The organism is Testudinibacter aquarius, assembly GCF_004342725.1.
GTDB lineage: Bacteria > Pseudomonadota > Gammaproteobacteria > Enterobacterales > Pasteurellaceae > Chelonobacter > Chelonobacter aquarius.
The window spans coordinates 131,910-153,850 of sequence record NZ_SMCP01000005.1; the positions used below are offsets into that span (position 1 = coordinate 131,910).

A 21,941-nucleotide genomic window follows, 5' to 3' on the forward strand; every position below is an offset into this window, starting at 1 on the left:
ATGAAAAATTGATTTTGACCCATTTTTATCACTTATTTTGCTTTATTTAATAAATATTGTACCAATAATGCAACCGGACGCCCGGTTGCACCTTTTTCTGCACCGGATTTCCATGCCGTGCCGGCGATGTCTAAATGTGCCCAAGGATATTTTTTCGTAAAGTTAGATAAAAATGCGGCTGCGGTGCTCGCACCTCCCCAGCGACCACCAATATTGGCAAGATCGGCGAAATTGGATTTCAGCTGTTCTTGATACTCTTCACTCAACGGCAGGCGCCAAGCTTTATCCAGTGATTGTTGAGCAGCATGCTCCAGTTCCTCTGCCACCTGATCATCACTCGTAACTAAACCACTGTTGTGCTGCCCCAATGCGACCACGCAAGCGCCGGTTAACGTGGCAACATCAATTACCACTTCCGGCTCAAAACGTTCCACATAAGTCAACGCATCGCACAACACTAAACGCCCTTCTGCATCGGTATTCAATACCTCAACAGTCAAGCCGTTCATCGTGGTTAAAATATCGCCCGGACGATAAGCATTGCCGTCCGGTAAATTTTCGCAACCTGCTAAAATCGCCACAATATTTAATGGCAATTTTAATTCGGCTACCGCTTTCATCACCCCATAAACCGCAGCCGCGCCACCCATGTCATATTTCATTTCATCCATTTCTGCCGCCGGTTTTAACGAAATACCACCGGCATCAAAAGTTAGCCCCTTGCCCACCAACACAATCGGCTTCGTCTGTGGATTCGGATGATTTTTATATTCCATCACCGACATAAACGCCGGATTGTGCGAACCGCGCGACACTGCTAAATAAGCATTCATCTTGAGTTCTGCCATTTGCAATTCATCAATAATTGTGGTGTTAAGCCGCGCAGATTCGTCAGCGAGTTGTTTAGCACAGTCTGCCAAATACGCCGGATTACAAACATTCGGCGGGCAATTGGCCACATCTTTTGCCGCTTTCACGCCGTTGGCAATCGCACGCGCATGGGCAATCGCCTGTTCTGCTTTGGCAACATCATCGGCACTCACTGCAAAGGCAATGTTATTCAGTGCTAGGCGTTGTTCAGATTTTTTAGTTTTAAACGCCTCAAATTGATAACGGGCTTGCTGCACTGCTTCCAATGCAAACCGCACTTTCCAATATCCACCTCGTTTGGTGACATTAACCTCGTTTAAAAAGCTGACCGCACTTTGTGCATTGCTGTCACGCAGTGTGCTAAAGGCTTTGTATACTACTTGTTGATATTGACGTTCGCTTAAAGCTTGCGCTTGGTCACCGCAGCCGAGCAATAAAACCCGCTTTGTCGACAAATTCGGCACATGATGCAGCATCAGGCTTTGTCCGACTTTGCCCTCGATTTCCACTTGCTGCAATATTTGACTCAAATAGCCGCCACTTGCATTGTCCAGTTGTTGTGCTGCTGGGCTAAGTTGTTGTTTTTCATAGACTGCCACCATCACGCAATCGCTTGGTTGCGATGCTGCTCCAATTTGGCTCAATGTAAATTCCATTTTGTTCTCCCGATAATTTTTATTGTTGTCACGATTAAAATAAGGGTATCATTATACGATTTATCGTAGAGGATAACAGAGATTCACAAAAAAACTTTGTTTCTGAGCGATGATTATTTTCATTTTTGTTGTCTTAATAAAAGATTGATTCTGTAAGCAAACCTAAAACTACAAGGGCTGACCGTGATCTTACTTAAATATTTAACCAAAGAGATTTTCAAAAGCCAGATTGCTATTCTGTTTATTCTGCTGTTGATCTTTTTTGCTCAGCAGTTAGTGCGGGTGCTAGGCTCTGCGGTGAATGGTAGTGTGCCTTCCGACTTGGTTTTTTCTTTACTCGGGCTGGGCATGCCGACAATGGCGCAATTAATGTTGCCGCTATGCCTGTTTATCGCCATTTTAATGACACTCGGTCGCCTGTATGCCGACAGTGAAATCACAGTGATGCGCGCTTGCGGTGTCGGGCAGCGGATTTTAATGCGGGTCGCGCTGCTGCTGTCGCTGTTTACTGCCGCTCTTGCCGCCTACAATGCTTTCTGGCTTTCGCCTTGGGCTATTGAGAAGCAGGTGAATATGCTTGAACAAGCAAAAGCCAATCCAACGCTGTCCGCCTTAAGCCCCGGTCAATTTATCAGCAATAATGACGGCAATTTTGTGTTGTTTATTGATGATGTCGAAGCCAACCGTTTAGACAATATCTATCTATTCCAAATGCGTGAACGCGGTAATATCAAACCGTCGGTTTTGGTGGCGGAAAACGGGAATTTGGAAGCCCTGCCGAACGGCGATCAAATCTTAAAACTCAATAACAGCGAACGCTATGAAGGGAGTGCAATTCTGCCTGATTTTAAAATTACCCATTTTGATGATTACCAAGCCTATCTGACCTTTGCCAATGTAACATCGGAAAGTGACAAAATCGAACGCTTAAATCTCAACCAGCTACTCAACGACGGTTCTGACGCAGCACAAGCCGAATTGTGGTGGCGAATCTCGCTGGTGCTTGCCGTGCCGTTGATGGCGCTGCTTGCCGTGCCGTTAAGCAAAGTCAATCCACGCCAAGGGCGGTTTGCAAAAATGCTGCCCGCACTTTTGCTGTATTTGATCTATTTTCTGTTGCTCAGTTCATTAAAATCTGCCGGCAGCGGCGGCAAAGCTGATGCGACGATTTTGATTCCGCTAGTTCATCTGGTCTTTTTCTTGATAGCCATCATCTTAAATAGTTGGAATAGTGCCTTTATGTATAAAGTTCGCCATTTTGTCTCCCCCAACTCGGCGCTGGAGGATTAATTTATGTTTGGTGTATTAGATCGTTACATAGGCCGGACTATTTTCGGCACGATTTTAACCACGCTGTTGATGCTGGTCGGTCTGTCTGCCATCATCAAATTCGTCGAGCAATTTCGCGATGTCGGCAAAGGCAGTTATGACAGCCTGCAAGCCATTTATTATACCTTGCTGACGATGCCGCGCGATGTAGAAACGTTTTTCCCGATGGCGGCATTGTTAGGTGCGTTGATTGGACTGGGCGCACTCGCTGCCAACAGTGAGTTAGTGGTGATGCAAGCCTCCGGTTTTTCACGCCTAAAAATCGGGCTATCGGTAATCAAAACTGCTATTCCGCTCATCTTAGCGATTATGCTGTTGGGCGAATGGGGCATCCCGCAAACCGAACAATTTGCGCGCAATATGCGCTCGCAAGCGATTTCCGGTGGTTCACTGCTGTCGGTACAAAATGGCATTTGGGCAAGAGACGGAAATAGTTTTGTGTATATCCAGAATGTCACCGATAACAGCACGCTGAATAATATCTATATTTATCAATTTGATGATCAACGTCGCTTGAAAACCATGCAACACGGCAACCAAGCCACTTATCAGGAGGCGGATGGAAATTGGATCTTTAATCAATTCAGCGAAACCATTATTGAAGAGGATTCGATTCAAAACCGCAACTACCTCAATCACGTTTGGCAATCTGGGCTGACGCCGGATAAACTGCTGACGGTGAGTTTAAAAGCGACTTCACTCTCAATCAGCGGCTTAAACAGCTATGCGACCTTCCTGAAAGAGAGTGGGCAAGACGCCAAACAGTTCGAACTGCTCTACTGGCGCAAATTGGTACAGCCAGTTTCTGTCGCAGTGATGATGTTATTGGCGCTGTCTTTTATTTTCGGCCCGCTACGCAGCGTCACCACCGGCGCACGGATTGTTACCGGTATCGTGTTTGGTTTCGCTTTTTATGTGATCAACGAAACCTTTGGCCGCGTCACTATGGTGTTCAACATTCCATCGATCATCGGCGCATTACTCCCTAGCCTGCTGTTTTTACTGCTGACATGGTGGCTATTGAAGCGCAAACCGAGTTAATTTTGTTAATGTCAAACCGCACTTTGCAGCCATCCCAAAGTCTGAAAAGTGCGGTATCACTTAAGAAATAAACAAATTGTCGAAAATTAAAGCGAACAAATAAAATTTTTAAATTTACGCTTGCAAGTTATGTGGTTAGCCGTATAATGCCCACCACTGACAGCGATTATGTTTATCAGCGTTGCCTGGGTGGCGAAATTGGTAGACGCAGTTGATTCAAAATCAACCGCCTTCGGGTGTGCCGGTTCGAGTCCGGCCCTAGGCACCACTGGTAAATATAATCAAACTCGAAAGCCGCTTATTAGCGGCTTTTTTGTTATATTTTCAATAATAAAATCAATAAGTTACGCCTCTTTTAAGCCTCTTGAACACCATTTGCTATTTCTTCCGACTCCTTTCGATTCAGCCTATTTTATGTTCTAAAATGATCTGATATGATCCCAAAAACAGAAAATTGCACACGAAATTGCACACGACTGCACACGATTTTAACCCTCGTAAAAAGGACGGAAAATGGCTTCAATACTCAAACATAAAAACGGATGGCGCGTTCAAATTCGGAAAAAAGGCGTCAATAAATCAGCTATTTTTCGAACGAAACCAGAAGCGCAAGTCTGGGCGAATGAAACGGAAAAATCGATTGATGCTGGCACGTATGAGGAAATTATTGATGTTCCGTTCAGTTTTATCATTGACAAATATATCCGTGAAATCACTATACAGAAAAAAGGCGCAAAAGCAGAAACTTTACGGCTCAAATGTCTGTTAGATATGCCGATTGCCGACGTTAGCATTATTGATTTAACTGAACAAGATTTTGAAAACTGGCGTGATGAACGCTTGAAAAAAGTTAGTCCCGCTAGCGTATTAAGAGAGTGGAATACACTGTCCAATATCATGACCGTTGCGATCAATAAATGGAAATTCATCAAAGAAAATCCGCTAAAAAATATTGATAAACCGCCAACACCGAAAGAACGCACTCGCCGATATAGTGATGAAGAGATTGAAAGACTGGTTTATGTCTCGAAATATGATTTCAACTACTCACCAACGACGGGGCGTAGTCGAACTGCCGCGGCAATGCTGTTTGCAATCGAAACCGCAATGCGAGCAGGGGAGATTTGTAACGCAACTTGGCAGGATATTGATCTTAAAAAACGGATATTGCATATCCCCACATCAAAAAATGGGCACGCCCGAAACGTTCCGTTATCAGCGCTCGCCCTTAAAATTATTAATCATCTGGCGCTTGTCAAAAAAGAGGGGGAAAACCGCATTTTTAAAATCACTGCCGGCACACTGGATACCACTTTTCGCGAACTGAAAACATTAGCTGGGCTTGATGATGCCGATCTGCATTTCCACGACACCCGCCGCGAAGCGTTAAGCCGTTTATCCAAAAAAGTTGAAGTGATGACTTTGGCGAAAATCTCCGGCCATCGGGATATAAAGATTTTACTTAATACCTACTATGCGCCGGATATGTCAGAAATTGCCAAACTATTGGATTAACATTACTTAATTAACAAAAAGGGGCGTATTGCCCCCTTCACTCACTTTACCCCTGCATTCGCCGAACATAACGGACCACCTCACCGGCGAACCATAACCGTTTGCTCCCTTTTTTATTCGGGTTCCGTTGTTGCGGCAACCGTACAGCTTTCGGAAAATAAGGTGACGGCAATAAAGCACTTTGTACATGACGATAAGTTTTTTGAGTATAGTCCGCAATATCCTGAATTGTCCAAAGCTGCATACTTTTATCATCAATATTTTTAAATCTCTCGGCTTTGGCTGAATTAATCTGAGCTTTCGCCAACGCCTCAACCGCACTTAGCTTTTCAAACAGTTGTTCATTGGTAATCGTTTGCATAGTTTCCCCCTTACTTACCAAGGTGCGTCATCATACTGCGGTTGCGCAGGCTGTGTTGGTTGTGTTGTCGGTTGACTGCTACGGCCATTCAACATCTGCAACGAATCTGTGATAATTTCAGTTGTGTAGCGTTCCACGCCTTTATCATCTGTCCATTTGCGAGTTTTCAAGCGGCCCTCAATATAGACTTTTGACCCTTTATCCAAAAAATCACGGGCGATTTCGGCTAAACGACGGTATAGAACGATACGATGCCACTCGGTCACTTCCCGTTTCTCACCGCTGCGTTTATCAGTCCATACTTCGCTAGTTGCCACGCTGATTGTCGCTACACCCTCACCATTCGGCATTGTACGAAAATCCACTGCTTGCCCAAGATTACCGACAATAATTACTTTATTTACGCCTGACATACTTCCCCCTGTTTCACACTATTTGCTGACTGCTCAACCGCACTTTTACGCACTTTTGTTTTCCACCGCTGCCGCTTAGCTTTTTGTGAAGCGTTAGCTTCATAGCACGCCTTACACCAAGAATGTAGCCCCATTTACTACGCTGATACCCCGGTTGTTTATAAAAAAATTCGGTATCGGCAGGATAAAATTCCTTACAACATGAACACTGTATTTCAATACCCAGCTCCGTTTCGATAAATTTGCGCGCCATCACTCACCCCCTCGGATTCTCCGGCAAAGGTTGCCAATATGTAATTCCATCATCACTATATTCAGACCAGCCACCTAAATCGGCGTCGTAATATTCAATAAATACGCTTTTTTGAGCCGTAAATACTAAATAATAACCGCTCCCAACAGGGCGACATTTTTTATACTCGATCCAACCATGATTCAGACTAATCAATCTGTCCTCAATCACGGTTTCCACTTTTTCAGTAGACTCACCAAAATATTCAGATAAATAGCCCATGTTGCAACGAGAACCGTCACTATCACTAACTACGCCACGCCATTGAAGCGTACTTTCAGAATCTCTAAACACTTTCCCCGTCACAACAACATCACCCAGTGCGGCTTCTGTGTGATATTCTTCCCAACCATTCGGGGCTTCAGGTGATACGGCAATTTTTTCCCATTTGAAAATCATGATTTATCTCCTTCATTTTCTCCTTCATTTTTTAAATCCCCACCTAACAACGCATAACCGGCGATATCTTTCCAGTGGTCTTGCTCACTTGGATCGCCATTTAAAATTCTAGTGATTTTGACCATAATCATGGTTAACGCGTATTTCTGCGGGCTGCTTAAGCTAACACTGCTGTCATAAATAACGTCATGTAGCAGGTCGAAATCCATTGAGGCACACTCAAAATCCCCGTGTGTGCTTTCCCTTTCGCTTAATAATTGTTTAATGTTTTCCATGTTTATCACCTATAAACCTAATCTCGTTAAATTCAGCGGACAAAATCCGCCCGTTTTTCAACCGCACTTTGTTTGTTGTGTCTAACTCGTGTAGTTGTTCTGCTGTCAGTCGGATATTTTTGCGTAATAACCAACCGATTTTCTTACTCACTAAATGCTCTAGCCGATGTGAAACACCGGAAATCGGATTTAATGACAAGTCAGCCCCTGAATCGCTCAAATTTTCATCTTTTTCACGGTTACAGTTACTGACACAAGTCCAAGGGCGGGCAAGCCCGCCATTTTGTGCCTCGTTACACTCGGCAGATGGTTTAAAACCTGCCGGACGTTTTTTGATAACGTATCTTTTCTTTCTGGTAATAATCACCTCACCGGTGCGCTGATTTCGAATCCCCACAATGCGTTTAGTGATTTTGCCGTAAGCATTGGTTCCGATTTCCTCATAATGCAACACCGCCAATTGTTCGTAGCGTTTCGCCCCTGCGCCGCCTTGACGGTCAAAGAATGCCGCTGATTCGCCCATATCGGCACAAATCCGCAGCTCTTCCATTTGTTTGTCTTTCACGTCACCATTGGCTAAACGCCGCAATTCACGCCATACCCCGATGCCGTTAATGCCGAAAAACTGGAATTGCCGAATGCCCCACAATCTCGCCCACGCTGTTGCGTGTGCGCTGTTGTCATCTAGCGTCAGATTTTCTATTTCATCGGAAAAGTTTTTACTGTCGAAAAGTGACAAGCTATCTTTACTTTTACTTTTACTGTTGTCTTTTGCTTTGGCAGATTTTTTGAAACCGATAATGTTTTTCGAAACGTACTTAATGATGTAGCCTGTCGGCGTACCCTTTGTCGGGTCGCAAAATTCCACTTTTGCACGATGTGTTTTCGCGCCTTTTTCGTCGCCATGTAATTCCAGGGCTTTTTTACGGAATAATCCCGCTGCCGTTCTGGCATGGCATTTTTTGACAAAGAAAAGAATATGCCAATGCGGCGTGGCATCGTGATGTGGCTCGGCAACCCGCATTCCGCTAAATTCGATTTTTCGCTTGGCAAGCAAAGAGCGGTATTGCGACCAAACCACATTCAAATAGCTGTGCGTTTGTCTTGGATCAGCGCCGTTCCATTTCGGGTTTTGTGCGCCATTGTGCAACTGCGCATGAAATGCCGATGGTGCAGTGAGTGTCAGAAACAAACATTGCAAATCATTTTCTTCCGCCCACTCCTCGATGCCGCGCAAATGATTAATCATCTCTTTACGCCGCAATTCAGGGTTTGACGACGATTTAATATAAGATTCAAACAACTCTTTTTGTTCGGTCGGGTCTTCAATATTTTCAATAATCATCGCACGCAAGAAATCCCAGCTTTTCTTCACACTGGCTTGCCATTCATAAAAACCGCTCTTTGAGATATACGGACTAACTTTCTTCTGCACTTCACCGCACGCAATCGCAATATGTTCAATCTGACGCTTTTGCGCCTTTTTCATCGTCCGCGTCCAATATTTTTCGCAGGCAATTTCTGAAAGTGCGGTATCGACCTGTTCCGGCTTTATTTGCTTACCGTCGGCAAAACGTTCCCAATGGCGGATAGGAAAGCCTACTCCACGGCAAAATTCACCTTGTTGTTTGTATAAGTTCAAGAAAATAGCATTGCTATTTTCTGCGGCGGTTTCTGATTCAGCGGCTTGCTCGATAAAGTCGAATTGTTTTTGGCTAAGCAGCATTGCCAGTGTTTGCGCATAACTTTCCAATTTTTTGACCGGAATCAGAAAAAACGGCAATTTCGAATTCTGTTCTGTTTTGTGTGGTTTCAACTCATCGGCAATTGCCAAAATCGAACGTGGTTTAATTTTTACTTCATCATCGCTTTTCTGATCGTGCGTCTGTTTTGCTGCATAAAAATCTTCAATCCGATATTGATTCAACTCCAGCCAAGACAAACTGAAATCATACTGTTTCAGCACCAAATCAAGCCGCTTATTCAAAACATTACGCAGATATTGATTCGCGTGTTTTCGCTGTGTATTGCCACAGGCGAAAGCAATCGAACCATCATCTTTTACCGAATGGTATTCACGTAAATAAATCTTGCGGAAATGCTCACGCTGACGTTTGCGCGGCAATTTCGACAACCATTGCTCAATCAGAGGATAATCATCAGGGTTGATTTCAAACAACTCCTGTTGATAAATTGCCATTCCCGCCGGCGCAGATTTTTCCACCTGCATCGAATTGGCACGCAACGCTTGCGTTTCTGCCAAATAGGCGGCATTTGCCGCCACATTTGCGTCACGCTCCGCTTGCCATGGCATTTGCGCTTGCATAATTAGCAACCCTGTTCCAGATTCGCCAAATATTCACTGTTCAACTCATGATATTCTTTCAGCGCCCTTGCCGTATCCCGAATCACTTCCCACATTTCCAACACCGTCAATTTTTCATAAGTCGTCAAGGCGAAAATACACAACATCGCCACCAACGCTTCAAAATCAGCAATCGGCTTACAAATCTGATCACTAATTTCTTTGCCTTGCCCAAATAACACTTCTTCCGCCTGATAGTACACGCCGTTGCGTGTCACCCGCACTTGTGCGCCACAACCCAAAATAATTTCCATCATTTCCCCCGAATTTCATCAATCGTACAGCGCACAAAATACGCCAACACCAACATCCCAAAGGCGCAATACACCAAGCCCGTGATAATCAACGCCCAAATACCGATATTCATTAACAACTCCATTTTTCACCCTCTCAACTCAACCGCTAAATCGGTGTGCCGTTTCACCTCGCTCACTGCATGCACCAATTCATTAAACATCAATGCCGCTTCCTGCTGTTTCCCCGCTTTCTTCATCGCCACAAACTTGCTGAAACATTGCTGATAGCGACGGGCGAACACATCAGCACATTCCAAATGCCAAACATCATCTGATTTCATATCACTACCCCTGTTTTTAACCGGTTGCTCATACGCTCAACTTGTTGCTGTGTCCGCATTAACTTATCCAACTCTGAATAACTTAAACTACCGGCGGTGCGGATACCGGTTCGGCTGTCTTGCCATTCCAACCCAGCACGTTCACACCACCATTTCACCTCCGACGGCGTAATCTGTTTCAGTCGGCGACGAAAATTATCAATCGTGCTTGTTTGTAGCGTGGCGCGTAATCCACCCCAATCGCCGATATTCACTGGCTTAATCTCCATCACCGCCCCCGATTCGTTACTTACTCAACTTCCACAACAACCACTGCAAGAAAGTGCGGTTCTGCCGCTGTAGTAGTGCGTCGATTTTTTCTTCCAACATATCCAACAGCAAATCTGTGCTATTGTTGACTCTGATTTGATGACCGTTCACCCGACTTTGCCGCCGTGTTGACTGCTCAAGTGCGGTTACACGCTGTTCCAGCTCAAACAAATTCACCCGGCGTTTACCGAATTTCGTCACCTTTTTATAGTTCCGTTGCTTAATCATTGTTCAAATCCTTAAATTTTGGTTGCAAAAATCCCTCGGCAAAATTTCCGAAAATCGAAAAGAATCGCCGACGGTGTCGGTTTTAGTGATTTTGGCTTACTCGGGTTAGTCTTCTAAGGGTAAGCCCAATTGGTTTTCATCAATCTGCAGTAGTGGTTTGTTGATTTTCAACGCTTCCTGCCGCTCGTTATAAATCGGCGTTTCCAATTTATAAATCTCACTCAACGCATGGTTTTTCGCCCCACAATTGTTACAAATCAACAACACATCAATGGTGCGCATACCCACCTTTTGCGATGTTCTGACGCGCAAATTAGTCGAACCGCAGTTTAAGCATTTATGATCAATATTCGCCATTATTCCCCCTGTGATTTTTCTGCCTGACGGATCAGATTGCGCAATTCTTTGCTATACTCCTCACCCAATGTATGCAACTTTGCAAATGAGGAAATCGACGATGACGACTGATAAAATGAATCCGCTAAATGAAGCTGCAAGCTATGCAGAACTCCAACTGACGATTGAAGAACTTCAAGATCAACTATTTCAGCTACATACGGCGCAACTGGCAACGGATCACCAGCAAATAACGCAGCAAATTGTTTTGCGCGCAATCGTCGAGCAACTCCATTGCGCAAAAGCGATAGATGTGCACCGTTTAAGGCAAGACTGCGAGCAAATTGCCGCACAGCTTGCGCCAGAACCGGATCTGCAACAGCAATTTGCGCACACCCTTGATTTATTGCTGCCATCACATCAATAGCCACAACTTGCCCGCCACAACGCGGGCATTGGTTTTTACATTTGTTTTCATTACACATCACACACCCCTGAATATTTCACTAAAACCGCTTTCAAATCCTGCCAAATCACAGCCGTATCCGGCACAGCTGCCGATTGCCCTTTGCGCAACCGCTCTTGTATAATCATGCCCTGCATAGCCAACGCACAAAGCGACCCGAACCGCTCTCCGAAGCCAGCCAAAAGAGGAAAAATAAATGTTTGATAGAGAAGAAGATCAGTATCATCCCAAACATCGTGAGAAATACGCTCGAGAATATGAGTTAGATCAGCTAAAGAAACAGGGCAATCCAACAAGTCCGGCGCAAGCATTTCTGAATGCCCTTTGTCTTGCACTGCTCGAAAATCCGCAAACGCCAAACATCTATCGCGCTTCCATTCAGCAACTTTATGCAGTTGCGCTAAAACATCGCATGACAACTGTGCCTGACGTACAGCGTCAGCTTCGGCAGGAGTATCATCGGCTACTGGAACAGAATCAGCCCCGACAAGCGCAAGCACTTCTTCGCATAGCGCACGAAATTGACCCAACATTGCAGGTTTTTGAATAGGATTTCTTGTTTTCTCATACTCTGCGCCACAGAAACGGCATTTAAATTTCCCATGCTTTTTTGTTTCCCTAGCTGCCCAATGTCCACACATCAAACATTGATGAATACACATCACACACCACCTTAAAATTTGTTAAACTCAATTTTCCAATCAGAAAAAGGAGTTTTATTATGAATGACCTTGAATTACGTCTTGCCAAATTAGAAACTCAAATGCAGAAAAAGACCGACCGAATTAATCTGCTTTCCGAACTTATCTATCAGCACGAACAACACCAAGCCCTTAATCTTCATCTCGTAATACCGCTCTTGGCTTCAACCGCTGATTTATCTCCGCTTGTGCGATTGCTTTCGCAGCAGCTTGAGCAATACCGGACGATTCAGCAGGAATTGGCGCAAGATGATTCGGTTGGGCGTGAATATGTACAGTCACTGATAGATTGCCTTCAACAAACACAACAGACGATTGCTGAACGCCTTTAATCCCTTGTTTCGAAAACGCCTTGTGTTTCTGGCGTTTTTTTCTTTCATTACACACCACACACCACCTTAAATTTTATTAAACGACCCATTACAAAAAGGAAACCCTATGCCGAAAAAATACAACCTTGACGAACTCATTGCCCAGCAACAAGAAATTATTCAGCTTGCGAACCAACTGGAAAAATTTCCTTCTAAAGCTGAAGTAGGCTTTCGCCTTCTAGCACTGCGAGCTGTTCGTGAATTTGATTTAACAAAGCCGCAGCGTCCAAAGACAATTCAGTATCTTGCTGACTATATGCCGGAAGTTCTAACAACCTTAAAACGCGTGCTTGCTGATAAAGCAAATTAGAAATCAACCAAGCAAAATCAGGGTTATCCCTTGCAACCTTGCCAGTCGCAATAGCAATCATCAAATTGATTTCGGATAACCTGTTGAACACATCAGCAACCGTTGTTTTTTCATTACACACCACACACCACCTTATTTATTAAATCTCCACGCCGCGCCCCCGTGATATTTATAAAATTTCATTAAAATCTTTTTTTAATTTATAAATATCATCGATAAAACGGGTCATAAGAACAGCGATAAGCTTAATATCCCCTATCCGTGTATCCAAAAAATCCCCCATCGTAATGAGATTGTTTTCTTTTGCCTGAATAACCGTAAAAAGGTTTTTTTGCGTAGCTAATATTTGTTCAAGATCTCTACATTCCCTTGCAACGTTTGCGAAACGTTCTATAATTTGTTCTTTTATTAATAACGACATCACACACCCCTTAATTAACTAAATTCCCATCACTGATACATCTGTTCCAGAATCAACATCCGTGCCAGCGTGCCGGTTTTCACGCCTTTGGTTTTTGCCCGCTCGACCAGCTCGGCATGATCTGCCCATTCCAACGTCACCTGAACTTTTGGCTTATCGGTTTTTTCTGCTTGATCTAGCTCACGTTTTTTCTTTAAGTCGATTTCTTTCATAGAAAAATCTCCTCTATTTGTGTAATATTGTGTAGAAGTTACTATTTTTTGATTTGTGTAAATAATATAGATCTCATTTTGAGATATTGCAAGCTCATTTTGAGATATTGCAAGAGGTTTTTATGGAAAACTTGGACGTTAGTTCAATAATTGAACGAATGAAAGAAACCGTAAGGGCAAACAGCGATAAATCATTGGCAGAAATGATCGGTGTACCCAGTACAAATATTTCAAATTGGCGCAGTCGAAACTCACTGCCGCCAGAAATCTATATTACATTTGTGAAAAGATGGGGCTTATCGTTAGATTGGCTGCTTCTCGGTGAACGAAAAGATGAACTCGATGCTGCCGAACGTCTGGCACTGTCTGCTTTCCGCACCTTAGACGACAGCAAAAAACTGGAAGCTATCGGATTTTTAAGCGGGTTAGGCAAAAGTGCAGTGGGTGGTGGGGTGAATCAGTCTGCCGGTGGGAATGTTGCCAATATGGTGGCGGGGAATCAGAAAAGGAAATAAGGCTTTATTTTGGCTGGATGTTTGGTTCTATTTATTTTATTGCTAATTAGTGTTTGGCTCGCTGATATATTTGGTGATACGGTGGGCGGTTCTTTTTTCTGGGGGATTATCATTATTAGTGCAGTGCTTGGTAAAATTTTTTCTAAAACAGATGCTGATAACCACCAAATAAAAGCAGTCAAAAATAAAGAAGAAAATTCGACTCAAGTATCCGTTATTCAGAGTGAAGAAACACCAATGCTATTTCAAGAAAATCAACCGATACCAAAACAACCTGTTAATAAAGAACACCGTTTACCCAAAAGTTCTCAAAAAAGGTCAACGAAAGAATGGCGAGAATCCAATACTAAAACTCGTAATTTGAATACTATTTCTTTTTCCTATTCTGATGTAGATGATAATTTTAGCTATCGGACTATTGATATTCATTTAGTTGATTCAAAATACATTGAAGGCTATTGCCACGATAGAAAGGCTGAACGTACTTTTAGAATTGATCGTATATTAGGTGGAGTCACATTAAAAAGTAATGATGAATATTTATCACTTGATGACTGGTTAAAAGAAAAAGGCATTTATTCAAGATATCGAGAAACTTTTGCTAACAATAAACCTGAACAACTGGAAATTTGTTTTACAGGCTTCTTAAAAAATCAGCGAGAATATTTAGAAACATTGGCAACCATTCATGATTTTCTCGTCAGAAAAACAGTAACGATTAATTTGACTTATCTAGTTTGTGGAAAAAATGCTGGTTGGAGCAAAAAACAGCAAGCGGAATCCAATGGTGCTAGTTGTATGAACGAATCAGAATTTTTAACTATGATTGATACTGGCGAAATTCCCGATCCTGAAACCAAACAAGCTATAGACGGTGATAATCCGTTATCTGGAAAAACGTTATGCTTCGTCGGACGTTTTAAGTCATTCACTTTGTCAGAGGGAAAAGTATTGGCAGAAAAACATAATGCAATAGTGTCTAATCAAGTTGCAAGAAATACCGATTATCTTATTTGTGGTGAAAGAGCAGGAGCGAAATTAATACAAGCTCAGAATTTAGACATTCCAATTCTTGTTGAAGATGATTTTTTAGCATTAGTGAGAACATAAAATAATAATGAAGTCAGATAATATTAATCAATATTCCAACGGCAATGTAGAAAATATGGTAGCCGGTGATCAGCATAACCACTTCTACCAAGGTAATAATAAAACCGCACTTTCAATAGATGAAAGAGAAAAATTAGTCCAAACCATTACAGATCTAAAAACGTTAGCCACTCCAACATATTGGGCGATTTACAACCACTGCAAAGCGCAACATGGCCACGGCTGGTTTAAAGAGTTAAATGATGAACATCTACAACAGTTTCATGCCATGGCAAAAACATTAATACCGGTTGCATTGGTTTATAAGAACCAAATGAGTGATGATAAATTCCGTTTCAGTCACTCAATTATTTTTAAACTTTATCAATTTAAAATATGGATTTTGAGTAAGAGAAAGAGAGCTGAAAAATGAAAAAACTAACTTTTTTGTGTTTATTAATTTTATCCGCCGGTTTGTCAGCTAAAGAATGGTATGAGGAAAAGGGCACACTACATAAAGCAACGATGAAGGATTGGTGTCAGGCTGATGTTAAAAATAAGTTAGCAACGGCAGGGGATTTTGTGGCGGTAGGCTATCAAGATAAGATGCTTAAAACTGAAATCACACAAGCTATTGATAGTTATGGTATGTCTGGACTAAAAGTCATGGCGGAACAAATTATTGAGTCTTTGGATACCGCCGCCTGCAATGGAAAAAAAGTAGATCCAGATCTCGCTACAATTGAAGTGGCTGATATGGCTATGATGTCAATGATGATAATGGGGTGGACAAAAGAATAACATAAAGTAGCCGCCTCTATACTCTCTATGTGCTTGCTCTCGTACCGAACAAGTAGCGAAATAATAGTACATTACCCTGATCAGCGAATCAATGGATTTTCCTGATTCCATCAAATTATTTGAGTAACCTCACAAAAAATAAGAAACTTACACTTACCTGAATGGAGCTTCTTGCTTTTTAAATTCATTTTCAAAATATTTAAGATTAAAACCATCACCAAACACTTCTTGCCCAAACTGTTCTTTAAAATGAATCAATATGTTGATGTGGTATTCTTTATAATTACTTTTTTCAATATCCAATTCTGCGAACTCGTCATCTGTTATATCTTCAAACTCTTCCGGAGAGAAATCATAAAATAATTTAATATGTTCTAACATTGCATGCTTAGACCAAAGTTTCTTAAATTCACCAAAGTAGTTTGATTGTTCAGTTTTTTGAGTATGTAAGCAATTGATTGAAATTAGCCATAAAAAATTATTAGGAATGATGGCTCTCATGATTGCCGAAAAGTTTCTCTTATCTTCTAACTTGCTTTCATCAATCAGTTTTAATACTCTATAAACAATAAGAAAAATATTAATATAATCTGGCTTATTAATAATATATGCTTTATTTGGGTTTATAGTGCGGGTATTAACATCAAATATTTTATTTATTGTGCGAAATATTTTTTTACTTGTGACTTCATTGTTTAATTTATTTAATTCTATTCGATATTGTTCTAATAATGTATCAAAAGTGTTTTTAAATAAAATTTCAGTTTGGGAATTTCTGGCTTGTTGCAATGCCAGATAGCTTAAACGAACTGCAAAACCTGAAATTATAGCACTAAGAAGTAGTAATATATTTGATGGCTGAATCCAGCTTGAGAACGATTGAATAATCTCCCTTGTAAATTCAATGGATTGATTTGGCATTTTTATACCTATTTTGTTGACTTTTAATTTTACTATGAATTCTTATAACATTATTTATAGTCAAAGTTCAATCTCTTTATGTTGTTTATCCTCAACATCCAACTCAAACTCCACTCCACAAGTATATCCCCCGTCACCGATACTATGCGTGACTTGTGTCACTATCCAGCTTGTCGAGTCGATTTCGTCTTTAAAGCCAATCAGTGACGCAGGCAGTTCCGGTATCAATTCGGGGTTGCCGTTGGCAAGGGTCAGCGAGAAAGAGGCAACGCCGCGCTTCATTTTTGAAAATGCCGCTTTTGCGCCGGTGATGGCTTTAGCTTCATTTTGATAGATATGGCGTAGGGTTTTCATTTTGTTGGCGTCGGTTTCCACCGGTTCGGTTTGTACCAGTACATTTTTTTTCTGTCTGCTATTTTCCCCTCTTTTTGTCGTCAAATTTTTGCGCTGGACTTCGGTATTTTGATCAATAATCACTTCGCCTTTTTTACCGTTGTCCAGATTATGCCAATACGCTCGTACCGCGGTGTAATTATCGCCCTCATTCAGTGAGAAGCGGTAACTGTCGCCGCTTTTTTTAGTGATCACCATCTCCGGCAAATCTTCACCGCTGGCGGTTTTCATGCGCCCGGCTTTGATAAACATCAAACAGCCGTTTTTCACTGTGGCGATGGCGTCATATTGTTCTGCAAGCCGTGTTAATAGATTGATTGTGCTTTCGTTGGTTTGGTCTAGATGAGTGACCGCTTGCATGCCCAGTTCTTCGTCATATACTGCTTTTAAGCCGTGTTCCCGCGCCAGAAATTCAATTAATGCCCCCAAAAACATCGCTTCAAAACTGCGTTCTTGTTTTGTGTTTAAACTACCCATCAAATCGGCACTTCTGGCGCGGATGATCAATTTGTCCGGGGCACCGCTGTATTCGATTTCGTCCACGGTGTATTTGCCTTTATTGACCAAGCCGCTATCTTGCCAACCTATCCACGCCTCGACCATTGCGCCACGTGACGGGAATGCTAGTTTGCCATCGTGATCGCTTAATTCAATGTCTAACTGGTCGGCTTCAAATCCGCGATTGTCGGCTAGGCTAAGGCTGATCAAACGGTCGGAAACGACTGATGTAATATCTTTGGTTTCGCCTTTGCTCGTCACCGTGATTTTAAAAATCGGGGTTTTGTGGTTGGTTTTGGTCAGGTCCATAACGTCAAACATCAAATCATCTCCAGTAGTTGGTCGGTGTATTCCAACAGCATTGAATCGTTGGTGCGTTTCAACGTCATGCTGAATTCAATCCGTCGCGCTGCGCCGTCTGCAAACAAGAAAGAGCGGGTTTCACTAAACGACTCAATCACGAAAAAGCCGAAAAATTCAAAGTTGCCGCCGATAAGAGGGTAGCTTTTGCCCATTTCTGCCATTAATTCCAGCATTCCCAAACTCATGCGGCCGCCTGTCAGCGACGGCATTAGCACGCCGTTAATGGTGATGGTTTCGCTTTCTTTGCCTGTGAATTGCGTTTTCGGCAAACGTCCGATAACTGAGTTAGTCGGATGCCGCCAGTTCAGTTGTCGGCTTAATTCTTGATATGGGATCGTTTGTTGAGTGAAAACAAACAACCCAAAAATCATCATTGCTGACTGTTGAAACATATTTTCCCCTTATGCAAAAGGGCGGAAATCCGCCCTATTTATTCGTCAGTTTGCACCCGTTGTCGGGCTTTTTCGCGCCAGTTCATCAGCTCATCCAGTTCCATTTCATCAAACACGCTTGGCGGCCAATGGAATACGGTTGCGATGTCGGCGATTGCGTCTTCTACGCTGTGAGGGATTAATACCGCACTTTCGCTTATGCTTCTAGCGTCGCTTCCGCTTTCACGAAAAAACCGACTGTTTCCAAGCAAAGTGCGGTAAAGTCCACTGCTTCCATATTCTGCAATTCTGTTTTGGTCAGTGCAGGGGCGGTAATCCGCGGCAGCAGTTGAATGTAGGCGTCAACATCAATCTGCATGATTTCAAACATTTTTAAGCCTTTCAGCGTTAAAACATTCGGTTTTAAAATTGTGATTTCTGTCAGCTCGGTATCACCACGGCGCAACGGCTCGGTCAAGGTGATAAATTTAGCGTTTTTGGCTTCTGGTTTGGTGGTTTTGCTCATGTTGATATTCCATTCAGTATTTTAAAAAAGCGGCATTCCTGTTGCAAAAGTGCGGTGCAGAAAATGCCGCTGGGTGTGTGTTCTGTTATAAACCGATACCTATAAACCGATAGCGGCTCGATGTTCCGCCATGCGGTCATTGCCGTTGACGATATACACCATATTCACCATATCAATTTCGATGATGTCTTCACCGTTGACAGTCAGTTTGTAGTAGGTCAGCGAGGATTTCACCGTGTGTTCGGTGTCGTCGCCCATTTTGGCGTTGCCCGGGTCGATTTCAGCATGGCGACCTCGGACCACCACTTCCACCGGCTCAATGTCTCCCGTATCGTCACGCTGATAGCTGCCGGCAAAGCGCAGTAGCACGCCGTCGATTTTGATTTCGCCGAATTGTTTAAAAATCTCCGGAATAATGCCGCCGTATTTATGCTCGATTTCCAGCTTTTCCAATCCTAGATCAATATCCACTTCTCCCAACATCCCGCCTGCGCGGTAGGCTTCTGCTTTGATCGCCAGTTTCGGCACGGTGATTTCTGTTGCTTGTCCGTGATAGCTGTTGCCGTCCACGAACAGATTCATTTGTTTCAGTTTACGAGGTAATGCCATGTTTCAGCTCCTATCGTTTATGCTGCGGCAACTTTGGCGGCAAAGTCGGCTAAATAGCGGTCAGTGATGCGCTGACGGAAGTTCAGATTCTCCAACGGCGGCACCGGCGTATAGTCATAATCAATGTACAACTTGCCGTCTTTCAGCGTTTCTTTGCTGTTGATTTCGCCGTCGAACCACGCTGTTGCGTCCACGATGTAGCCTAGATTTTTCAGCTCACGGAATTTGGCATTAATGCCTTCGATAATATCTTTGACTAAAGTCGGGGTAATCGGTTTGTCTATTGCCCATGCGTGCGCTTCGGCAATCGTATCCGCCAACACTTGCGCGGTGCGGGTGTAGTTTTCAAACGCAAATAGCGGATCGTCGGAACAAGTGCGCGAACCCCACAAACGGAAACCGTTAAAGTTAATCGGTACGGTGACTTTCTTTTCGTTCAAGTAGTTAGCGTCGGTGCTGCTATCTTGCAGTTCAAAAGTAATATCTTTCGTCACACCGCTCACGCCATTAATGCCCACGTTGGAAATGGTTTTATGCCAGCCTACCGTTTTATCAATCAACGCTCGCAAGCCCAAGGCTCGTTCCACCGCATAGGTGGTTTCTTTGGCTTTGGTGGCGGTGTTGAAAGTAATAAAATCGCCAAAAATGACCATTAGTTCACGCTGGCTGAATTTTTTCTGATAGGCAACCGCCTCTTCCTTGGTTTTGCAGCCGTGTGCGGAAACGTAGGCAAAACCCCGTAATTTTTGTGCAATGCCGGCAAGCTCGGTAGCAACGTCGGCATCATCAAATTTCGGCACGCCTAAAATACGCGGTTTCACGCTTAATTTTGATTGCGCGGTCAGCAACGCTTTCAAGCCTGTGTATTTGCCCTCTTCTGTCACTGTGCCGATGATGTTGGCTTTGGTCACACTGTCGTCGCTGTCATCTTCGGTCACCCGCACAATCACGCATGGGGTGTTGACTTGGTCGGCAATCGCGTCCAACGCCTGCGCCAAGGTGCCTTTTTTACCTGCCTTGGCAATGGCAGCAAGTGGGTTGGTGATTAAAACAGGTTCATTGAGTGGGAAAGTGTCTGCGTCTGCATCGTTGGCGGTACACACCATGCCGATAATCGCTGTTGAAATCGTGCGAATCGGGCGTGTGCCGTCGTTGAGTTCGATCACTCGGATTCCGTGTAAGTATTCCATATGATTTCCTTGATTGATTAAAAATCGTCAAGGGCTATTGTGATCGCCAAAAGTGCGGTTGTCGTGTTGTGGGGGTTGTGATGTTGGGTTTGACAATCTGCGGATAAAAATTTGGAATATCCCGGCAATAATCAGGAATATTCCAAACCAAAATTATTTTTTGTGATAGATGGCGGCAAGGTCATTTGGACTAAACCGCCACGGTTCATGCAGCCCCAACATTTCCGCACACCATTCGGAACAAAAATATTTTGAGCGTGCGTTGCGGAATTTTAAGACGATGCCGATGGCGCCGAACCAGTCATAACGTTTGCCTTTAGTCAGCTCAAAAAATGCGTTAATCTCGCTTTCTGATACGTCAGTTATCGGGATTAAATCCCATTTACTCGGCGGCAAAGGCATATTTTTAAACCTTACTCCGCCGTCACGGATTGAAGATGAATAGCAATCAAAGTAACAATCGCGGATACTCGTCGCAATCTCACAATGCGAATAAATGCCTTTAGTCAGCTTGCGTGTTAGCCAATCACTGAACCGCGCGACAATATCACGTGGCTTCCAGCCTTGCTTTTTGCCCTTGTATAGAGCTAAATAAACTTTCGTCATTCGTACGCCTCCGCTAGCTGCCGCATTTGGTGGATAATATCATCGTGGATTGACTGCAAATCTGCCTCGCTCAAACCCTCTTTTTTCAGTTCATATTTGCGCATACGCTGTACTGACAGTGCCGCTTGCAGCTGTCGCAAGCCGTCGGCTTGGCGCAAAATCAAATCCGTTGCGGTTTTGTTATCGATTCCAGCAGCGCTGCTGAAACCGGTGATATAAATTCCTGCCTCGCCCTTGTAGTTGTGCTGTTTATAGACAAGTGCCGCGGCTTCTCGCTCTTTATATTCTTCCGTGAAGCGTGTCCACTGTGCCGAAATGAGGGCTGCTGTGTTGTCGATGGAGGTAATTAGCTGGTTGAGCAAATCCGCACGTTTCTGTTTTTTTGCGTCATCACTTAAAACCCATTCGCCGTTTTCAAGGGTGTGATACGCTGTCGGCTGTGGTGCAATCAATGTAATGTTTGTGCCATCAACTCTGATTTGATAGCCGTTTGATACTGCTTCAAAAAGTTGTTGATATTGTTCATCTGTTAGTGCAATTGCACCATTCGGGATTTCGTTGATTTCACTATGTAAGAACCCTTTATTGTTAATATCATAAAAATACATACAT

The 21,941-nt window shown here is 43.2% G+C and carries 34 protein-coding genes and 1 tRNA gene; 10 read left to right on the forward strand and 25 right to left on the reverse strand.

Annotation, left to right across the window (positions count from 1 at the left end; translation table 11 throughout):
* Positions 1-32 precede the first annotated feature (32 nt).
* Positions 33-1,526 carry a leucyl aminopeptidase gene (locus tag EDC16_RS06690; protein WP_132966686.1) on the reverse strand — a complete coding sequence of 498 codons (1,494 nt, stop codon included), beginning with the start codon at positions 1,524-1,526 and terminating at the stop codon, positions 33-35.
* A gap of 183 nt (positions 1,527-1,709) precedes the next feature.
* On the opposite strand from EDC16_RS06690, the gene lptF reads away from it, so the two are divergent.
* The 4 genes from lptF (at position 1,710) to EDC16_RS06710 (ending at position 5,411) form a co-directional block, all read left to right on the forward strand.
* Positions 1,710-2,816 carry an LPS export ABC transporter permease LptF gene (gene lptF / locus EDC16_RS06695; protein ID WP_132966688.1) on the forward strand — a complete coding sequence of 369 codons (1,107 nt, stop codon included), beginning with the start codon at positions 1,710-1,712 and terminating at the stop codon, positions 2,814-2,816.
* 3 nt (positions 2,817-2,819) lie between these two features.
* Positions 2,820-3,896 (forward strand): LPS export ABC transporter permease LptG, encoded by a 1,077-nt coding sequence (gene lptG / locus EDC16_RS06700; protein WP_132966690.1) that lies wholly within the window; start codon positions 2,820-2,822, stop codon positions 3,894-3,896.
* Positions 3,897-4,079: 183 nt separating this feature from the next.
* A tRNA-Leu gene (locus EDC16_RS06705) sits at positions 4,080-4,164 on the forward strand.
* A gap of 245 nt (positions 4,165-4,409) precedes the next feature.
* The gene (locus tag EDC16_RS06710) at positions 4,410-5,411 is read left to right on the forward strand and encodes a tyrosine-type recombinase/integrase (protein ID WP_132966692.1); all 1,002 of its coding nucleotides are present in this window, start codon (positions 4,410-4,412) and stop codon (positions 5,409-5,411) included.
* 46 nt (positions 5,412-5,457) lie between these two features.
* Here EDC16_RS06710 and EDC16_RS06715 read toward each other — a convergent pair whose 3' ends face one another.
* The 13 genes from EDC16_RS06715 to EDC16_RS06770 all read right to left on the reverse strand — a co-directional run bounded on the left by EDC16_RS06715 (position 5,458) and on the right by EDC16_RS06770 (position 12,094).
* Positions 5,458-5,772: a hypothetical protein gene (locus tag EDC16_RS06715; RefSeq protein WP_132966694.1), complete on the reverse strand. Its 315-nt coding sequence runs from the start codon at positions 5,770-5,772 to the stop codon at positions 5,458-5,460.
* Positions 5,773-5,786: 14 nt separating this feature from the next.
* Entirely contained in the window at positions 5,787-6,185 is a 399-nt protein-coding gene (gene ssb / locus EDC16_RS06720) for a single-stranded DNA-binding protein (RefSeq protein ID WP_132966696.1), read from the reverse strand.
* The gene (locus tag EDC16_RS12680; RefSeq protein ID WP_165894204.1) at positions 6,173-6,319 is read right to left on the reverse strand and encodes a hypothetical protein; all 147 of its coding nucleotides are present in this window, start codon (positions 6,317-6,319) and stop codon (positions 6,173-6,175) included. The genes ssb and EDC16_RS12680 overlap by 13 nt, the downstream gene beginning before the upstream one ends.
* Before the next feature lie 122 nt (positions 6,320-6,441).
* Positions 6,442-6,876 carry a hypothetical protein gene (locus tag EDC16_RS06725; protein ID WP_132966698.1) on the reverse strand — a complete coding sequence of 145 codons (435 nt, stop codon included), beginning with the start codon at positions 6,874-6,876 and terminating at the stop codon, positions 6,442-6,444.
* Entirely contained in the window at positions 6,873-7,151 is a 279-nt protein-coding gene (locus tag EDC16_RS06730) for a DUF6378 domain-containing protein (RefSeq protein WP_132966700.1), read from the reverse strand. The genes EDC16_RS06725 and EDC16_RS06730 overlap by 4 nt, the downstream gene beginning before the upstream one ends.
* Positions 7,138-9,477: a replication endonuclease gene (locus EDC16_RS06735; protein WP_132966702.1), complete on the reverse strand. Its 2,340-nt coding sequence runs from the start codon at positions 9,475-9,477 to the stop codon at positions 7,138-7,140. The genes EDC16_RS06730 and EDC16_RS06735 overlap by 14 nt, the downstream gene beginning before the upstream one ends.
* 2 nt (positions 9,478-9,479) lie before the next feature.
* On the reverse strand, positions 9,480-9,773 hold the full coding sequence (locus tag EDC16_RS06740) for a hypothetical protein (protein ID WP_132966704.1): 294 nt from the start codon (positions 9,771-9,773) through the stop codon (positions 9,480-9,482).
* A 125-nt stretch (positions 9,774-9,898) separates the two neighbouring features.
* Positions 9,899-10,093 (reverse strand): hypothetical protein, encoded by a 195-nt coding sequence (locus tag EDC16_RS06745; protein WP_132966707.1) that lies wholly within the window; start codon positions 10,091-10,093, stop codon positions 9,899-9,901.
* Positions 10,090-10,362, reverse strand: a complete 273-nt coding sequence (locus EDC16_RS06750; protein WP_132966709.1) for a hypothetical protein — start codon at positions 10,360-10,362, stop codon at positions 10,090-10,092. The genes EDC16_RS06745 and EDC16_RS06750 overlap by 4 nt, the downstream gene beginning before the upstream one ends.
* A 16-nt stretch (positions 10,363-10,378) precedes the next feature.
* Positions 10,379-10,630, reverse strand: coding sequence for a hypothetical protein (locus EDC16_RS06755; RefSeq protein WP_132966711.1), 252 nt, complete (start codon positions 10,628-10,630; stop codon positions 10,379-10,381).
* A gap of 105 nt (positions 10,631-10,735) precedes the next feature.
* On the reverse strand, positions 10,736-10,987 hold the full coding sequence (locus EDC16_RS06760; protein WP_132966713.1) for a hypothetical protein: 252 nt from the start codon (positions 10,985-10,987) through the stop codon (positions 10,736-10,738).
* On the reverse strand, positions 10,987-11,451 hold the full coding sequence (locus EDC16_RS06765; protein WP_132966715.1) for a hypothetical protein: 465 nt from the start codon (positions 11,449-11,451) through the stop codon (positions 10,987-10,989). Before EDC16_RS06765 ends, EDC16_RS06760 begins: the two co-directional genes overlap by 1 nt.
* Positions 11,444-12,094 (reverse strand): hypothetical protein, encoded by a 651-nt coding sequence (locus tag EDC16_RS06770; RefSeq protein ID WP_132966717.1) that lies wholly within the window; start codon positions 12,092-12,094, stop codon positions 11,444-11,446. Before EDC16_RS06770 ends, EDC16_RS06765 begins: the two co-directional genes overlap by 8 nt.
* 59 nt (positions 12,095-12,153) lie before the next feature.
* Between EDC16_RS06770 and EDC16_RS06775 the strand changes: the two genes are divergently transcribed.
* Together EDC16_RS06775 and EDC16_RS06780 are read left to right on the forward strand one after the other, a co-directional pair.
* On the forward strand, positions 12,154-12,465 hold the full coding sequence (locus EDC16_RS06775; protein WP_132966719.1) for a hypothetical protein: 312 nt from the start codon (positions 12,154-12,156) through the stop codon (positions 12,463-12,465).
* 106 nt (positions 12,466-12,571) lie between these two features.
* Positions 12,572-12,814, forward strand: a complete 243-nt coding sequence (locus EDC16_RS06780; protein WP_132966721.1) for a hypothetical protein — start codon at positions 12,572-12,574, stop codon at positions 12,812-12,814.
* Positions 12,815-12,983: 169 nt separating this feature from the next.
* Here EDC16_RS06780 and EDC16_RS06785 read toward each other — a convergent pair whose 3' ends face one another.
* Positions 12,984-13,235 carry a hypothetical protein gene (locus tag EDC16_RS06785; RefSeq protein ID WP_132966723.1) on the reverse strand — a complete coding sequence of 84 codons (252 nt, stop codon included), beginning with the start codon at positions 13,233-13,235 and terminating at the stop codon, positions 12,984-12,986.
* 29 nt (positions 13,236-13,264) lie between these two features.
* Entirely contained in the window at positions 13,265-13,447 is a 183-nt protein-coding gene (locus EDC16_RS06790) for a hypothetical protein (RefSeq protein WP_132966725.1), read from the reverse strand.
* A gap of 122 nt (positions 13,448-13,569) precedes the next feature.
* Between EDC16_RS06790 and EDC16_RS06795 the strand changes: the two genes are divergently transcribed.
* Genes EDC16_RS06795 through EDC16_RS06810 form a run of 4 tightly spaced genes read left to right on the forward strand, consistent with a single transcriptional unit; the run spans position 13,570 to position 15,852 of the window.
* Positions 13,570-13,962 (forward strand): helix-turn-helix domain-containing protein, encoded by a 393-nt coding sequence (locus EDC16_RS06795; protein ID WP_132966727.1) that lies wholly within the window; start codon positions 13,570-13,572, stop codon positions 13,960-13,962.
* Between the two features lie 9 nt (positions 13,963-13,971).
* Positions 13,972-15,072 (forward strand): BRCT domain-containing protein, encoded by a 1,101-nt coding sequence (locus tag EDC16_RS06800; RefSeq protein WP_132966729.1) that lies wholly within the window; start codon positions 13,972-13,974, stop codon positions 15,070-15,072.
* A 7-nt stretch (positions 15,073-15,079) separates the two neighbouring features.
* Complete coding sequence (locus EDC16_RS06805) at positions 15,080-15,484, forward strand: hypothetical protein (protein ID WP_132966731.1); 405 nt, start codon at positions 15,080-15,082, stop codon at positions 15,482-15,484.
* Positions 15,481-15,852 carry a hypothetical protein gene (locus EDC16_RS06810; protein ID WP_132966733.1) on the forward strand — a complete coding sequence of 124 codons (372 nt, stop codon included), beginning with the start codon at positions 15,481-15,483 and terminating at the stop codon, positions 15,850-15,852. The genes EDC16_RS06805 and EDC16_RS06810 overlap by 4 nt, the downstream gene beginning before the upstream one ends.
* A 153-nt stretch (positions 15,853-16,005) precedes the next feature.
* On the opposite strand, the gene EDC16_RS06815 is transcribed toward EDC16_RS06810, so the two are convergent.
* The 9 genes from EDC16_RS06815 to EDC16_RS06855 form a co-directional block, all read right to left on the reverse strand.
* Positions 16,006-16,773 (reverse strand): putative phage abortive infection protein, encoded by a 768-nt coding sequence (locus EDC16_RS06815; RefSeq protein ID WP_132966735.1) that lies wholly within the window; start codon positions 16,771-16,773, stop codon positions 16,006-16,008.
* 60 nt (positions 16,774-16,833) lie between these two features.
* Entirely contained in the window at positions 16,834-17,985 is a 1,152-nt protein-coding gene (locus EDC16_RS06820; RefSeq protein ID WP_132966737.1) for a phage late control D family protein, read from the reverse strand.
* Entirely contained in the window at positions 17,985-18,419 is a 435-nt protein-coding gene (locus EDC16_RS06825; protein WP_132966740.1) for a phage tail protein, read from the reverse strand. The genes EDC16_RS06820 and EDC16_RS06825 overlap by 1 nt, the downstream gene beginning before the upstream one ends.
* Positions 18,420-18,457: 38 nt before the next feature.
* The gene (locus EDC16_RS12925; protein ID WP_368656016.1) at positions 18,458-18,670 is read right to left on the reverse strand and encodes a GpE family phage tail protein; all 213 of its coding nucleotides are present in this window, start codon (positions 18,668-18,670) and stop codon (positions 18,458-18,460) included.
* Positions 18,616-18,924, reverse strand: coding sequence for a phage tail assembly protein (locus tag EDC16_RS06835; protein WP_132966742.1), 309 nt, complete (start codon positions 18,922-18,924; stop codon positions 18,616-18,618). The genes EDC16_RS12925 and EDC16_RS06835 overlap by 55 nt, the downstream gene beginning before the upstream one ends.
* 99 nt (positions 18,925-19,023) lie before the next feature.
* Positions 19,024-19,533, reverse strand: coding sequence for a phage major tail tube protein (locus tag EDC16_RS06840; protein WP_132966744.1), 510 nt, complete (start codon positions 19,531-19,533; stop codon positions 19,024-19,026).
* Positions 19,534-19,550: 17 nt separating this feature from the next.
* Positions 19,551-20,723, reverse strand: a complete 1,173-nt coding sequence (locus EDC16_RS06845; protein ID WP_132966746.1) for a phage tail sheath protein — start codon at positions 20,721-20,723, stop codon at positions 19,551-19,553.
* Between the two features lie 153 nt (positions 20,724-20,876).
* Entirely contained in the window at positions 20,877-21,329 is a 453-nt protein-coding gene (locus EDC16_RS06850; protein WP_132966748.1) for an enoyl-CoA hydratase, read from the reverse strand.
* Positions 21,326-21,937, reverse strand: a complete 612-nt coding sequence (locus EDC16_RS06855) for a hypothetical protein (RefSeq protein ID WP_132966750.1) — start codon at positions 21,935-21,937, stop codon at positions 21,326-21,328. Before EDC16_RS06855 ends, EDC16_RS06850 begins: the two co-directional genes overlap by 4 nt.
* Between the last annotated feature and the right edge of the window lie 4 nt (positions 21,938-21,941).

Bases quoted from the DNA above. Each gene is read 5' to 3' on its own strand.
- EDC16_RS06690 (WP_132966686.1), bottom strand. From the start codon at position 1,526: ATGGAATTTACATTGAGCCAAATTGGAGCAGCATCGCAACCAAGCGAT.
- lptG (WP_132966690.1), top strand. From the start codon at position 2,820: ATGTTTGGTGTATTAGATCGTTACATAGGCCGGACTATTTTCGGCACG.
- EDC16_RS06710 (WP_132966692.1), top strand. From the start codon at position 4,410: ATGGCTTCAATACTCAAACATAAAAACGGATGGCGCGTTCAAATTCGG.
- EDC16_RS06715 (WP_132966694.1), bottom strand. From the start codon at position 5,772: ATGCAAACGATTACCAATGAACAACTGTTTGAAAAGCTAAGTGCGGTT.
- ssb (WP_132966696.1), bottom strand. From the start codon at position 6,185: ATGTCAGGCGTAAATAAAGTAATTATTGTCGGTAATCTTGGGCAAGCA.
- EDC16_RS12680 (WP_165894204.1), bottom strand. From the start codon at position 6,319: ATGGGGCTACATTCTTGGTGTAAGGCGTGCTATGAAGCTAACGCTTCA.
- EDC16_RS06725 (WP_132966698.1), bottom strand. From the start codon at position 6,876: ATGATTTTCAAATGGGAAAAAATTGCCGTATCACCTGAAGCCCCGAAT.
- EDC16_RS06730 (WP_132966700.1), bottom strand. From the start codon at position 7,151: ATGGAAAACATTAAACAATTATTAAGCGAAAGGGAAAGCACACACGGG.
- EDC16_RS06735 (WP_132966702.1), bottom strand. From the start codon at position 9,477: ATGCAAGCGCAAATGCCATGGCAAGCGGAGCGTGACGCAAATGTGGCG.
- EDC16_RS06740 (WP_132966704.1), bottom strand. From the start codon at position 9,773: ATGATGGAAATTATTTTGGGTTGTGGCGCACAAGTGCGGGTGACACGC.
- EDC16_RS06745 (WP_132966707.1), bottom strand. From the start codon at position 10,093: ATGAAATCAGATGATGTTTGGCATTTGGAATGTGCTGATGTGTTCGCC.
- EDC16_RS06750 (WP_132966709.1), bottom strand. From the start codon at position 10,362: ATGGAGATTAAGCCAGTGAATATCGGCGATTGGGGTGGATTACGCGCC.
- EDC16_RS06755 (WP_132966711.1), bottom strand. From the start codon at position 10,630: ATGATTAAGCAACGGAACTATAAAAAGGTGACGAAATTCGGTAAACGC.
- EDC16_RS06760 (WP_132966713.1), bottom strand. From the start codon at position 10,987: ATGGCGAATATTGATCATAAATGCTTAAACTGCGGTTCGACTAATTTG.
- EDC16_RS06765 (WP_132966715.1), bottom strand. From the start codon at position 11,451: ATGTGTAATGAAAACAAATGTAAAAACCAATGCCCGCGTTGTGGCGGG.
- EDC16_RS06770 (WP_132966717.1), bottom strand. From the start codon at position 12,094: ATGTGTATTCATCAATGTTTGATGTGTGGACATTGGGCAGCTAGGGAA.
- EDC16_RS06775 (WP_132966719.1), top strand. From the start codon at position 12,154: ATGAATGACCTTGAATTACGTCTTGCCAAATTAGAAACTCAAATGCAG.
- EDC16_RS06780 (WP_132966721.1), top strand. From the start codon at position 12,572: ATGCCGAAAAAATACAACCTTGACGAACTCATTGCCCAGCAACAAGAA.
- EDC16_RS06785 (WP_132966723.1), bottom strand. From the start codon at position 13,235: ATGTCGTTATTAATAAAAGAACAAATTATAGAACGTTTCGCAAACGTT.
- EDC16_RS06790 (WP_132966725.1), bottom strand. From the start codon at position 13,447: ATGAAAGAAATCGACTTAAAGAAAAAACGTGAGCTAGATCAAGCAGAA.
- EDC16_RS06795 (WP_132966727.1), top strand. From the start codon at position 13,570: ATGGAAAACTTGGACGTTAGTTCAATAATTGAACGAATGAAAGAAACC.
- EDC16_RS06805 (WP_132966731.1), top strand. From the start codon at position 15,080: ATGAAGTCAGATAATATTAATCAATATTCCAACGGCAATGTAGAAAAT.
- EDC16_RS06810 (WP_132966733.1), top strand. From the start codon at position 15,481: ATGAAAAAACTAACTTTTTTGTGTTTATTAATTTTATCCGCCGGTTTG.
- EDC16_RS06815 (WP_132966735.1), bottom strand. From the start codon at position 16,773: ATGCCAAATCAATCCATTGAATTTACAAGGGAGATTATTCAATCGTTC.
- EDC16_RS06820 (WP_132966737.1), bottom strand. From the start codon at position 17,985: ATGTTTGACGTTATGGACCTGACCAAAACCAACCACAAAACCCCGATT.
- EDC16_RS06825 (WP_132966740.1), bottom strand. From the start codon at position 18,419: ATGTTTCAACAGTCAGCAATGATGATTTTTGGGTTGTTTGTTTTCACT.
- EDC16_RS06835 (WP_132966742.1), bottom strand. From the start codon at position 18,924: ATGAGCAAAACCACCAAACCAGAAGCCAAAAACGCTAAATTTATCACC.
- EDC16_RS06840 (WP_132966744.1), bottom strand. From the start codon at position 19,533: ATGGCATTACCTCGTAAACTGAAACAAATGAATCTGTTCGTGGACGGC.
- EDC16_RS06845 (WP_132966746.1), bottom strand. From the start codon at position 20,723: ATGGAATACTTACACGGAATCCGAGTGATCGAACTCAACGACGGCACA.
- EDC16_RS06850 (WP_132966748.1), bottom strand. From the start codon at position 21,329: ATGACGAAAGTTTATTTAGCTCTATACAAGGGCAAAAAGCAAGGCTGG.
- EDC16_RS06855 (WP_132966750.1), bottom strand. From the start codon at position 21,937: ATGTATTTTTATGATATTAACAATAAAGGGTTCTTACATAGTGAAATC.